Source organism: Rhodococcus sp. NPDC127593 (genome assembly GCF_042671975.1).
In the GTDB taxonomy this organism is placed as follows: Bacteria; Actinomycetota; Actinomycetes; order Mycobacteriales; family Mycobacteriaceae; genus Rhodococcus_F.
In genome coordinates, this window is record NZ_JBHXWI010000037.1 from 59,838 (window position 1) to 72,586 (window position 12,749).

The 12,749-nt window shown below is 62.9% G+C and carries 10 protein-coding genes and 1 pseudogene; 5 read left to right on the forward strand and 6 right to left on the reverse strand.

From position 1 onward, the window contains the following. Positions 1 to 157 precede the first annotated feature (157 nt). The 5 genes and pseudogenes from ACFVJ3_RS30550 (at position 158) to ACFVJ3_RS30570 (ending at position 7,289) form a co-directional block, all read left to right on the forward strand. Entirely contained in the window at positions 158 to 1,171 is a 1,014-nt protein-coding gene (locus tag ACFVJ3_RS30550; protein WP_378455626.1) for an NADP-dependent oxidoreductase, read from the forward strand. Positions 1,172 to 1,381: 210 nt separating this feature from the next. Then, entirely contained in the window at positions 1,382 to 2,224 is an 843-nt protein-coding gene (locus ACFVJ3_RS30555; protein ID WP_378455627.1) for an alpha/beta fold hydrolase, read from the forward strand. Between the two features lie 326 nt (positions 2,225 to 2,550). Next, a complete protein-coding gene (locus tag ACFVJ3_RS30560; protein WP_378455628.1) occupies positions 2,551 to 2,982 on the forward strand; it encodes a DUF4345 domain-containing protein in 432 nt (143 codons plus the stop codon). Between the two features lie 386 nt (positions 2,983 to 3,368). Further along, positions 3,369 to 6,660: pseudogene (locus ACFVJ3_RS30565) on the forward strand (protein kinase). Next, positions 6,657 to 7,289, forward strand: a complete 633-nt coding sequence (locus ACFVJ3_RS30570; RefSeq protein WP_378455629.1) for an ATP-binding cassette domain-containing protein — start codon at positions 6,657 to 6,659, stop codon at positions 7,287 to 7,289. The pseudogene ACFVJ3_RS30565 and the gene ACFVJ3_RS30570 overlap by 4 nt, the downstream one beginning before the upstream one ends. A gap of 18 nt (positions 7,290 to 7,307) precedes the next feature. Here the strand turns inward: ACFVJ3_RS30570 and ACFVJ3_RS30575 are convergent, their stop codons facing one another. The 6 genes from ACFVJ3_RS30575 to ACFVJ3_RS30600 form a co-directional block, all read right to left on the reverse strand. Further along, positions 7,308 to 7,946 carry an aromatic-ring-hydroxylating dioxygenase subunit beta gene (locus tag ACFVJ3_RS30575; RefSeq protein ID WP_378455630.1) on the reverse strand — a complete coding sequence of 213 codons (639 nt, stop codon included), beginning with the start codon at positions 7,944 to 7,946 and terminating at the stop codon, positions 7,308 to 7,310. Further along, complete coding sequence (locus ACFVJ3_RS30580; RefSeq protein ID WP_378455631.1) at positions 7,943 to 9,172, reverse strand: aromatic ring-hydroxylating dioxygenase subunit alpha; 1,230 nt, start codon at positions 9,170 to 9,172, stop codon at positions 7,943 to 7,945. Before ACFVJ3_RS30580 ends, ACFVJ3_RS30575 begins: the two co-directional genes overlap by 4 nt. 733 nt (positions 9,173 to 9,905) lie before the next feature. After that, positions 9,906 to 10,679 carry a fumarylacetoacetate hydrolase family protein gene (locus tag ACFVJ3_RS30585; RefSeq protein WP_378455632.1) on the reverse strand — a complete coding sequence of 258 codons (774 nt, stop codon included), beginning with the start codon at positions 10,677 to 10,679 and terminating at the stop codon, positions 9,906 to 9,908. A 193-nt stretch (positions 10,680 to 10,872) separates the two neighbouring features. Next, positions 10,873 to 11,169 (reverse strand): antibiotic biosynthesis monooxygenase family protein, encoded by a 297-nt coding sequence (locus tag ACFVJ3_RS30590; RefSeq protein ID WP_378455633.1) that lies wholly within the window; start codon positions 11,167 to 11,169, stop codon positions 10,873 to 10,875. 185 nt (positions 11,170 to 11,354) lie between these two features. Then, the gene (locus tag ACFVJ3_RS30595) at positions 11,355 to 11,909 is read right to left on the reverse strand and encodes a YceI family protein (protein WP_378455634.1); all 555 of its coding nucleotides are present in this window, start codon (positions 11,907 to 11,909) and stop codon (positions 11,355 to 11,357) included. A gap of 143 nt (positions 11,910 to 12,052) precedes the next feature. Continuing rightward, positions 12,053 to 12,748, reverse strand: a complete 696-nt coding sequence (locus ACFVJ3_RS30600) for a DsbA family protein (protein ID WP_378455635.1) — start codon at positions 12,746 to 12,748, stop codon at positions 12,053 to 12,055. Between the last annotated feature and the right edge of the window lies 1 nt (position 12,749).

Sequence of the window (12,749 nt, forward strand, 5' to 3'; positions counted from 1 at the left end):
CCTCGGCTGAGCCGCGAGGTCGGAACAAGCCGCTCCCCGAGGTCACAGTTTCTGATTCCAACGTTTGCCCGAGTCCGCCACGTTCGCGACTACCGGGGTTGCCATCCTGGTATAACTTCGTTATCGTCTGAAGGATTCCCCCGGAAGGTTGACTGAAATGAAGGCATTCGTCGTAGAGAAGTACGGCAAGGACGGGCTGCGCGCCGCCGAGGTACCCGAGCCGGCTGTCGGTGACGACGACGTCCTCGTTCGAGTGAGCGCCACCAGCATCAACCCATTGGACAAGATGGTCCGCGACGGGGAGTTCAAGCAGCTCCTGAAGTACAAGACCCCGTTCCTTCTCGGCCACGACGTCGCCGGAGTGGTGACGCAGGTCGGCTCCGCCGTACGCGACTTCACGGCCGGCGACGAGGTCTACGCCCGTCCCCGCGACCTGCGCATCGGAAGCTTCGCGGAGTTCATCGCTATCGACCAGGCCGACATCGCGCCGAAGCCTGCCTCGCTCACCGTCCAGGAGGCAGCCGCGGTGCCGCTGGTCGCGCTTGCCGCCTGGCAGATCCTCGTTGTTCGGGCCGGCGTGAAGCCGGGGCACAAGGTGCTCGTCCACGCAGGAGCCGGTGGCCTCGGTTCGACGGTCATCCAGCTGGCCAAGCACCTCGGTGCCACCGTCGCGACGACCACCAACACGCCCACCGCGGACCTGGTCAGAAGGCTCGGCGCCGACATTGTCGTCGACTACACCCGAGAAGATTTCTCAACGATGTTGTCCGGCTACGATTTGGTACTGGACTCTCTGGGCGGGAAGAACCTCGAGAAGTCGTTGACGGTCCTGAAGCCCGGTGGCCTCGCTATCGGCGTTGCGGGCCCACCCGACGCCGGATTCGCCAAGCAACTCGGCGCTCCGAGACTCTTGGGTGTGGCCATGAACGTGCTCAGCCGCAAGATTCGCAAGCAGGCAAAGGCACTAGGAGTGCGCTACGAGTTCTTCTTCATGCAGGCCAGCGGATCCCAGCTGCGCGAGCTCGGCGCCCTGTACGACAGCGGGAAGCTCCGCCCGATCATCGACCGGATATTCCCATTCGACGAAACGCTGGAGGCGATGGCGCACGTCGAACAGGGCCGCACCACGGCCGGCAAGGTCGTCGTCTCGATGAGCCCCGACCACCGCTGACATCGGGGCACGCTCGGACCGTTCACCCGGGGCCGTCACCGGAACAGGCGGTGACGCCGTTGGTAAACGCGACGGCACCTAATTCGCAGAGACATGGCAGTCGAAAATCGAACGCCGGTGATAGCCGCCGCGAGACAACCGAACCAGCTGTGTCATACCTCGCTGTGTCCAGCTTGGTTCGTACGGGCTTTTTTCAACCCAGGAGGAACGATGACCCTGAGAGTCAGGAACGCAAACAACGCGCCGACGCTGTACGTCGACATCGATGGAACGCGATTCGCCTATCGAGAGTTCGGGCCGAGCACGGGCGTCCCCTTGGTGTTCCTGCACCACTTCACCGCGGTCCTTGACGACTGGGATCCCCGCGTGATCGACGGCATCGCTTCCGAGCGCCGCGTGATCATCTTCGACAACCGCGGCGTCGGCGGATCCGGGGGACGAACGCCCACAACGGTTGCGGCGATGGCTGACGACGCGATCGCTTTCATTCGAGCACGTGGCCTGGAGCAGGTCGACCTGATGGGATTCTCCCTGGGTGGATTCGTTTCGCAGGCCATCGCGACGAAGGAACCGCAACTTATCCGGAAGCTCGTCCTTGCAGGCACGGGCCCCGCCGGAGGGGCCGGCGTCGGCGCGATCACCCCGAAGCTTCTCGGCGACACCCTGCACGGCCTGCTCACCTTCAAGGACCCGAAGCGCTACCTATTCTTCACCAGGACACCCAACGGCAAGGCAGCCGCGGCGGCGTACATGCACCGGCTCGAGGAGCGCACCGACGACCGCGTCGGCCGGACGTCGGTGAGGGGGATCGCTGCACAGATCGTTGCGATTCGCCGCTGGGGATGCCAAGACGCCATGGACCTGGCCTCGATCAAGCAACCGGTCCTGGTCGCCAATGGCGAGGACGACCGCATGCTCCCGACACGGAGCTCGTTCGACCTTGCGCACCTACTTCCGAACGCATCTCTCCGGATTTACCCGGACGCTGGCCACGGGGGCGTCTTCCAGTGCCGCGAGCTGTTCGTCCCACAACTGCTGGAATTTCTCAGCTGACGGACTGAAACACCTAGCTAGTAGTGCCTGTCGTTTCTTGTCGCGACCCGACGCCGCATTGCCCTCCAGGGGCAACTGGAGCCCGAGAGGTTGGCGAATTGGTCAACAGAACCAACTCGTACCCGATGCTGTGGCCGTCGAGCTCGAGCGGCAGCGTGCGAGGCGCTGCCCGACGATTTCCCGCGACGGGTCGAGGCGCCGGGAGATCTTCCGGCGCAGCACCGCAACCTGCTGCCTCGAACAGCCCGCACTCGCGCACCATCGAAAATACCCGGCGTGCCAAGAGCACCGCCGGGAACATAATCGGTCAACGGAAGGACATTAGGATGAAAGACGACCAGGCACAGTTCGCATCCCACCGAGGTGGTAGTCCCACACGGCGGAGATTGCAGTGGACCCTCGCGATACTGGCGCTACTACCCACGGTTAGCGCGGTCGGGGAAATCGTGCGCGGACCTCAGGGAGTTCCGGGCGGATCGCCAGCTGTGGTACCGACGGTGGACAGCGCTCTTCGATATGCCAACGTGTACAAGTTCGCGGTGGGGCCCGTCATCTGGTCTCAGCTCGCACGTGTCGAGCGATCGCCGGCCTTGACATTCGCACTCTCGACAGTGTTCGTCGGCGGTCTGGCTCGCCTGAGGTCCTGGCAACAGAGCGGGCGACCGCACCCCGTTACCGTGGCAGCGGTCGTGCTCGAAACCGTCGGAACGCCTATGGCGATTGCCTGGCAGAGGCGCGTTACTTCGAATCGACCGTAACCGAGTCGTCGTCCTGCTGCCTCGGGCGGCGTGATCTCTAGGCAGGCCACAGCATGGCCTACGCGATCACCGAGTCCGTCCCCGTCGGGCTGTTCGACGGCAGCATCGCCGGTCAGGCGATCACCCGGTTGCCCTGAGCCGGCGCCGCCTCACGTCCTTCGCGAACCTCGCCCGATGAGGAGCGACCCCCGGTACTCGTTTTGTCGTGAACTACTGTCCCTCGGTGGGTGCGCTGTTCGAACGCGGACGTTTGCCGTACGACTGGATTGGCACACGCAAGGTCGCGCACTCCTGAGGTGGTCGGCGATATCCTGGGTAGATCATCGAGAGGTGAACTATGTGGCAATATCGACCGCACCCGCCGACGGGATGAATCGATGTAATCGATGTCCGATGTCGATCCATTCGCGACCCAACGCGACGAGTCCGGTTCGGTCGCGGCGGAGTTGGCGGCGGTGGGGTTCGAGGACGCCCAGGAGATCGGCCGCGGCGGTTTCGGTGTGGTCTACCGCTGCACGCAAACGTCACTCGACCGCACTGTCGCGGTCAAGGTCCTCACTGCGGCCCTCGACGAGCAGAACCGGGCACGCTTCTTCCGTGAACAGCACGCGGCGGGGCGGCTGACCGGACACCCCAACATCGTGAACGTCCTCCATGTCGGCGCCACCGACAACGGCCGGCCCTACATCGTCATGCCGTACCACCCGCTGGACTCCCTCGACGCACACATTCGCCGGGACGGCCCGCTCCCCCTGCAGGACGCCCTGCGGCTCGGGGTGAAGATGGCAGGTGCCCTGGAGTCCGCGCACCGGCTCGGCATCCTTCACCGCGACGTCAAGCCCGGCAACATCTTGCTCACCGACTACGGCGATCCAGCGCTCGCGGACTTCGGCATCGCGCACATCGCCGGTGGCTTCGAGACCACCGCGGGCATCGTGACGGGTTCACCCGCGTTCACCGCCCCCGAGGTCGTCCGCGGCGAACCCGCTGCCACCGCCGCGGACGTATATGGCTTGGCCGCAACATTATTCGCTGCCATCACCGGTCATGCCGCCTTCGAACGCCGCAGCGGCGAGCAACTGGTCGCACAGTTCCTGAGGATCACCTCGGAACCGATTCCAAATCTCGGGGAACTCGGAATCACCGCCGAGGTGAGCGCGATCGTCGAACGTGCGATGACCGCAGACCCACGAGCCCGCCCGTCCGCGGCGGAGCTGGGCGAACAACTCCAGGAAGCCCAGCGTCCCCAGGGGTTTCCCGGTCGACGACATGGCCTTGCACACCGAACCGGAAGCCGCACAACAAAAAGAGCCGCCGGCGCGAGCCACTTCCTCTGCGGGGCCGGACGCGCCGGCAGGACACTGGCGGACAGGGCCGGCGACGGATTCGCGCCGGAAGGGCAACGTCCCGCTGGAGCTGACCAGTTTCGTCGGCCGGCGCACCGAGCTGCGCGAGGCGAAGAACTTGCTGTCCACCGCACGGTTGGTGACATTCACCGGAATCGGCGGCGTGGGAAAGACTCGCCTGGCGCTGCGGGTTGCCGGCAAACTGGAGCGCGATTTCCTCGACGGCGTGTGGCTGGTGGAGTTGGGTGAGCTGCGCGACGAGTCACTGCTGGCGTTTCTGGTGGCGAGTGTCCTAGGTTTGCGCGACCAGTCCGCGAGGCCTGTCAACGATGTGCTGGTCGAGTTCCTGGCCTCCCGGGAGTTGTTGCTGGTGCTCGACAACTGCGAGCAGGTGGTGGACGGTGTGGCGAAGCTCGCCGAATCACTGCTGCGCGTCTGTCCTCGACTACGCATTCTCGCGACCAGCCGCGAACCGCTCGGTATCGGAGGAGAAGCAGTGTTGCTGATCCACCCGCTCACTGTCCCGGACCCGGGCCGCCCGACGAAGGGCGCATCCCGCAACGATGCGGTGACCTTGTTCGCTGAACGGGGCGCCGCCGCCCTACCCGGGTTCGAGGTCACCGAGGACAACAACACGGTCACCGTCGCGCGGATCTGTCAGCGGCTCGACGGGCTGCCGTTGCCGATCGAACTGGCGGCGGCCCGACTGCGAGCGATGACGCCCGAGCAGATCCTGCAGCGCCTGACCGACCGTTTCTCGCTGCTGACCCGCGGCAGCAGGGACGCACCCTCGCGGCAGCAGACGCTGCGGATGTGCATCGACTGGAGCTACGAACTGTGCACACCACAGGAACAGCAGGCGTGGGCAAGATTGTCGGTGTTTGCCGGAAGCTTCGAACTCGATGCGGCAGAACAGCTCTGCAACGGTGACCTGAGCATGGGGGAACTCCTCGATACGGTGACCTTCCTGGTCGACAAGTCGATACTGTTCCGAGAGCCGTCGGGCGCCGTAGTGCGTTTCCGGATGCTCGAGACCCTGCGCGAGTACGGCCGCGACAAGGCGCAGGACGCCGGCCGGTACCAGGAACTCCGCCGCCGGCACCGGGCCTGGTGTGAACAGATGGTCCTCGACGCGGAGACCGACTGGATCAGTCCAGACAGCTCGAGTGGATCGGCCGGCTCGAGCGGGAGCAACCGAACCTCCCAGAAGCGCTGGAGTTCTGCGTGACCGACAGTCCCGAGGCCGGTCTCCGTTTCGCCGGCTCGCTTTTCTCCTTCTGGATCTCCCGGGGCCAGTTCAGTGAAGGGCGCCACTTTCTCGACCGCCTACTGGCGCAGCAGTCCAGGTCGCCCACCGCCGACCGGGCCAAAGCGACCAACGCTGCCAGCGTGGTGGCGGGCCTGCAGGGCGACGTGCGACGCAACCGATCTCGTCGAGGACGGTCGCACGCTCCGCGACCGGACACCGGACCCAGCGGTGCGCGCGCACCTCGACAACGCCGAGGGCTATCTGGCAATTTTCAACGGGAACCTAGCCGAGGCGAGCACGCATTTCGAAAACGCCGCCCAGGCCTTCGCCGACCGGCACCAACTCGTCCTCCAGGTCGCGGCCCTGGTCGGTCTCGGCATGGCATACGAACTCCTGGATAACAGGGAGCGAGCGATCGAATGCTACGAGCGGGTACTCACGATCACCGAGGCGCACGGCGAATCGATGTACCGGTCGTACACGCAGTGGGCCCTCGCCGTCGTGGTGTGGCGGCACGGCGACCGCTCGCGGGCCGTGCCGCTACTCGAGCAGACGCTTCAGCTGGCACGGCAGGTCCACGACCGCCTCAACGCCTGCATGTGCCTGCAAGCGCTGGCATGGATCGCGGCCGACGAGCACAAACCCCAGCGCGCGGCCGTCCTGATGGCCGCCGCCGCGGAGTTGAGCCGGTCGGTGGGCAGCCCGACCGTATTGTTACCCGGTCTCCTCGCACACCAGGACCAGTGCGAACGAGAAACTCGCCGGGCCCTCAGCAAGCAGGCCTTCGCCTCCGCCATTCGTACGGGCGGGGCGTTCGGGTTCGACGCAGCCACAGCCCCGGCCGACACACCCGGATGCGCGGAATGGAACACCTCGACAAGGTCGTTCACGTCGATCAGTCGCCCATCGGGCGGAGTCCGCGTTCGAACCCGGCAAGGTACACGGGCGTATTCGACAACGGACGTTGTTCGCGCAGACCACTGCTGCGAAAGTCCGGGGATACACCCCCGCGATTCAGCTTCATCGTCAAGGGCGGTCGTTGCGAGGACTGCCTCGGAGAGGGCACGTCCACGGTGGAGATGAACTTCCTTCCCGACGTTCACGTCGAGTGCGAAACATGCGGTGGACGACGGTTCAACCGGGACACGCTCGACATCCGGTTCAAGGGCAGGTCCATCGCAGATGTGTTGGAGATGCGGATAACCGAGGCCGCGGAATTCTTCGAGTCGCATCGCATCATCTCCCGCTACCTCACCACACTCGACCGCGTGGGTCTCGGCTACCTCGCTCTCGGTCAAAGCGCGCTGACCCTCTCGGGCGGTGAGGCACAGCGAGTCAAGCTGGCGACGGAGCTCCAGCGTCGCACCCGCGGGCAGTCTCTGTACATCCTGGACGAGCCGACGACCGGTCTGCAATTCGGGGACGTGTACCGGGTGCTGGAGTTGCTCCAGGCCTTGGTCAAGAAGGGCAACACCGTCGTGGTGATCGAACACAATCTCGACGTGATCCGCTGTGCCGACTGGGTGATCGATCTCGGACCTGATGGTGGTCGGCGCGGCGGAACGGTGGTCGGGTGTGGAACCCCCGAAGATCTTGCATCAGTGGAGGATTCCCAGCCCGGGAAGTACCTTCGGTCAGCTCTGACGGGCCGGCCGGCCGGGATGACGACTTTTCGGCGCCAGGGCCCGGCCGGGACCCGATGTGGGAGTTGACGAGGGGGTGAGCTTCTCTCAGAAGAAGTGGCTCATATTCTGCGAGAGGATCACGGTGTGATCTAGAAGAATTTGTCTGCCGGCAATCCTCAGGCCGCCGTTCTCCCGCCGCAGGACGTCTTCCCGTCGACCGACCCACCAGTCAGTGTGGCGTTCGTAAGAACCTCGATAGAACACGAAGTTGCTGTGCGCCTGGATTGTGTCGTCGTCTTTCTCGACCACGCGGATGTTGGTGAAGAGATGCCTTGTTCGGGAGGGTGGATTTTCCCCCCATGCGTATTGGCTTTCAAGCTTTTTTGCGCGAAAAGTGAGTAGCTCTTTGTCATCGTCGAAGAAGGCCATGTCGCCGGGCTTGTTGCTGAACTCTTCGTCCAGCTGACCGGTCAGTCGAGTCTGCCTGACCGGCATGAAGTAGCGACAATCATCTGTGAACAAGTCCACCCACGCGGTGAACTTGTGTGCGTCCAAAAGGGCTGCCTCGTAGTAGTAGAACTGTTCGATCTCGTGTTGCTCCGCTGCGGAAATCAAAGGTATCGGCGGTGGAAAATATTGTGGGACTACGGGAGTTACTTCCTCCGTGGGGTCCGACTGCGGCGGGACGATCGACGGGAACTTCGTCGCACTGCCGTTCGATGGTGTTGACATAATTTCGGTCACCGCGCCTCTCCAGGTAGGGTATGGCTCGTTATCAGGCTGGGCCAGTCCGCTGCATTCATCCAGTCCGCCCACGCGCGGCGCGACCAGCGAACGTAGGCTTCGGTGGTGTAGCGCGACTGCATAACTGGAAAACCAAGCTCTTCGTCGTCGATCATCTCCCCGAGCCCGAGGCCCATGCTCATATTCAAAGGTGCGTCACGCATCACCGCGGTCTCGGTACCTCGGGTACTCAGCTCGAAGTTCTCGCCATCGTCCTGCTCGACCAGGCCGGCTGGTCCGACGCGCCGCAGTTGGTTCATGCGCGCGCCTTTACGTTCTTCGTCAGAGGCGCTCACGTCGGTGAAGCAGAAGTACCAATTCTCCGTCTCCATTGGGCCCTTGGGGTGGCGAATCTCCAAGACCTGCAGAGATGAGGTGAGTAGTGTCATGTGCGGAAAGATGGTCGAATGATCGTACTCATTCAGAGTATCTGCGACGTGGCCGTACTCGCCTAGGACAATTCGTCCTTCTTGGGCCCAGAACATACCGTTGATCTCGTCGACCGTCGAGCCCAATTCAGTGACGTAGGACGCGTGCGTGGTCGCAGGGTGGTAGTAGTCCGAGTCGTTCTCGATCGGAACTTTCCAATTGGCTCGCATTCTATGCTTGATGATGCCAGGGCGAACCTTCATCTCGCCACGGCCGGCGAGCTGGTCGATGATGAATTTCCCCGGCGCTCCCAGAAAGGTGTCAAGTGAGGGAGCAGCCGGGTCAAGAGTGGCGAAGATGAACCCGCGGTAGTCGTCGACGTGTGCAGCTTTTCGGAGGCCCCAAGCCGTCTTGTCGAAAGTCCCGTTGTAAAGATCCTTGGCCCCAGGAAGGCCTACCAGCTTCCCTTCGAGGTTATACGTCCAGCCGTGGTAGGTGCACATGAATGTCTTGGTGTTGCCCGAGTCAGCTTTGCAGACAGAGTTTCCCCTGTGCATGCACGTGTTCAGGAGAACCTGGACAGACATGTCCTTCGCACGAGTGACGATCACCTTCGCTTCGCCCATATAGGTTTGGAAGAAGTCGCCCGGGTTCGGGATCTGGCTTTCGTGACACATGAAGAGCCACGCCCGCGAGAAAATTTTCTCGAGCTCGCTCTTGTATATCTCGGGATCCGAGTAGATCGCGCGGCTGATGAGTCCATTCTCGTGGTCGACGAACCGCGTAAATGAACCTGTCGCCTGTCCTAGGGTCGTCATGGAAGTTCCTCCGTTACGGGGCGGGATCTGAGGGTTCACTGGTTGCGTTCTCCGGGTAGCGCTCTGATTCCGGAGAGGGAAAGCCCGAGATGGCAAAGTCCTTCACTCAGGACATGATGTAGTAGATACGAGACTAGTGGTCTGGGTCACTTTCGTCAACGGCGGCCATTCGACTCATTTGAACGCAGAGCCGTTACCACGGCGATCGCGACCCGCTACAAGCGCCGACAAGCCGGGCAAAGCGAAGATCCTGCGGCGAGCTGGGCTCCACGACCGGCTGGCATCGCCATCATGCCCGCAAGGCAGTCCGGGCAGCGTTCCCAAAGGTGGTCCGTCCCCGAACAGGGCCCGCACATGGGTGATTCGAGGTCTCGTCGATCCTTCCGTTCCTACAGCTCCGAAGCCAGCATTCTCGATCCCTCTGTTTGCTCCACGGATCTCGCTGTGCCCCACTCAGTGAAGTTGCGTTATTTCATTGCTCATCGACGGATTCCGACAACCTCTCAGACACCCGCGGTTTCAACGGCAGTAGGCCAGGCATTTTAGATGGACCACCTGGAGTCACCATGACGTATCCCAATGATCCCCAGAAGTCGTACGCGATCCCGGCCCCTGCACCGGAACCAGCCTTACCAACCGGATCGCTGAGCAGGCGAGTGTGCCGCACATACGCGACGCAAATTCGGAAAGCGGATCGAGAAGCGAAGTCCCCCCCAATGTGCCGGGCGGGCTGTCAGGGGCGGTGGGCGACTACGCCGTTGGTGAGTGTGCCGATGCCATCGATCTCGATGTCGATCTGATCGCCTGCATGTAATGGTGCGGTTCCACCGGGAGAACCGGTGATCACGAGGTCGCCCGGAAGAAGGGTCGCGAAGCTGGTGAGGTACTCGATCAGGAAGGGGATACCGTAGGTCATATCCGTTGTCGACCCGTCCTGCCGGAGGGTTCCGTTCACACTGCATCGCAGCCGAACGCCGCTGCCGGGGTCGAGGTCGGTCTCGATCCACGGGCCGACTGGGCAGAAAGTGTCGAATCCCTTGCCGCGCGTCGGGTGTGGTTCGCTGCGCTGCAGATCGCGTGCACTGACGTCGTTGGCGCAGGTGTAACCAAGGATGTACTCGAAAGCCTTGTCAGCGCTCACGAATCGAGCAGGCTTACCGATGACGACCGCCAGCTCGGCCTCGTGTTCGACGTGTGTACTGAGGCTGGTCGGGGGCAGCACGATGTCGTCGCCCGGCCCGATGACGGTCGTGGGTCCCTTCATGAATACTGACGGTGCGCCATCATGTGCGTAGCCCATCTCGGTACGGTGGTCCCGGTAGTTCCTTCCCAAGCAAAAGATCTTGGAGGGTGTCACCGGGGCAAGCAGGTGCACGTCCGCCAGTGCAAGCCGGGCTTGGGTCGGCCGGCCACCGTTGTAGGGTGTTCCGTCCATGAGCTCGACGGTGTCGTCGTGCACGATGGCCCACGTGGGTGTTCCGTCGACTGCGATGCGGGCGTACTTCATAAGGCGTTCCTTTTTCTGTGCGGCGTATCTACCATCGGCTGTCGAGTGGCGGGACCAGTTGTCCGAGCCTGGTGATGACGTCGAAGGTGCTCGACGCGGCTGAAGCGCACGCACAACTGCGGCCGGTCACGTATCGCAACAATTCGAACTACTCGTGCACGTGACCGGATCGGGCCAGAACAGATCGGACTGACTACTCGGCGTTCTCCACTACCTCGAACCAGGTCGATTCCGCGGCGCAGTCCTCGAGCCCGGCGAGCTGTTCGCGCGTTGCGCGGAATGTCTCGTCATGATGCCATGCCGCCCAGTCCTTCTTGGAATTCCAGACCCCGACGATTGCGCGCTCGAGGGGCTGGTCGACGCCCTTGAGCAATTGGGCCGACACCCACCCCGGTTTCTCCCGCGCAGCCTCCAGCCGGGCATGCATCACCCTGTCCCATTGGTGGACGCCCTCCGCGCGAAGCGTGACCCTGGTGACGATCGTCATCATCGATTTCTCCTCAAATGGCCGGTAGTGAGTTCCACTTCTCAGTTCGAAGTTTATTGCGTGCATCCGCCGAGGGGCCGGAAGCTGATGCTCGGTGGTCTTCGGATTCGAAGCAGTCGACGGAACGGCGTCACTCGCACCGAAGCGGGAATCCCTCGTGTGCCCCGTCTGTCGGCGCGCGAACTCGGTCAGTCTGTTAGACCGGCCTCGATCTCCAGATTGATGGTGATCTTTTCTCCGACAACGGCTCCGCCGCCCTCGAGCGGCATCTCGACGTTGATGCCGAAGTCCTTGCGGTTGATGGTGGTGGTGGCCTCGAATCCGGCGACGGGGCCATTTCCCATTCCAGGATTGACGCCGGCGAATTCGAGCGCCAGATCGACGGGCTTTGTGATGCCGTGGAGCGTGAACTCGCCCTCGACGACGTAGTTCGACCCCGCGGCACGTACGCCAGTCGAGACGAAGGTGGCGACGGGAAAGTGCTCGACGTCGAAGAAGTCGGCAGATTTGATGTGGCCGTCACGCCGTTCGTTATTCGTGTCGATCGACCCGACCTGGATCTGCGCTTGTACTGAAAGGGTACCGTCCTCGGCGACCGTGATCGCACCGGTGAAGTCGTTGAACGTGCCACGGACCTTGCTCACGACGAGATGTCGGACCACGCAACCGACGGTCGAGTGGGTGGGGTCGATGGCCCAGGTTCCGGCGCTCAGGCCGGGGAGGGAAAGGGCAGCAGTGGTCATGTGTTTTCCTCTGTGATCGGTTCCGTCATTGGCGACGGAACGTGTATGGGTGCAGCGAGAACAAGACTGGATTGCCCCAGAGGCGGCACCGAGTGGCTCGTCCACTGCCCGGAGCAAGGACCCTCTCCGTCGTGTGGAAATGCCTACAGTGTCAGGTGAAGCTTTCCGCGTAGTGCTGTTTGGAGGTCCTCAGCCGATTGCATGCCCGGGAGCACTATGGTCGAGTTGATGACCGTGTGGGGTACCCCGTGAAGACCCACGGTCGCACCGCTCGCCCGATCCTCCTCCACGGCTACAGCGATGCTCGGGTTGATCATGGCGTCACGGATCCCGGCTTCGTCCAAGCCGGCATCCACCGCGATTCTGACCAGTTCTTCCGTCTCGAAGGGGTTCGCTCGTCCGGTGAAGGCCACTTCCTGGATGCGGGTGAACAACTCGAAATCCTTCCCGGATTCCCGTGCATACTGATTGACCCGATGAATATTGCCGGTGTTGCCGCGTAGCCGGTTCACGTCATAGTCCAGCCCCTCCGCGGTCGCCATGTCCTTGAACCCGACTTCGACCTGGTGGGCTTCGCGGACAGTGAGACCGCGTCGTGCCGCCATCCTTTCTGCAGCCGGTATAGCGACCACCGGGGCTTCAGGGTCCAGTTCGAACGAACGCACTGTGATACTCGTCCGTTCTGCGACGCCTTCGGCCGCGAGAGCGCCTCTCAGTCGCTTCTGCCAGAGGTAGCAATACGGACAGGTCAGATCCATCCAGACATCGATGTGGATGTTCTCCACTGCTCCTCCTGCGTTGTTCTCGACCGGATCGACCAGACAGTGGTTGAGCACCATG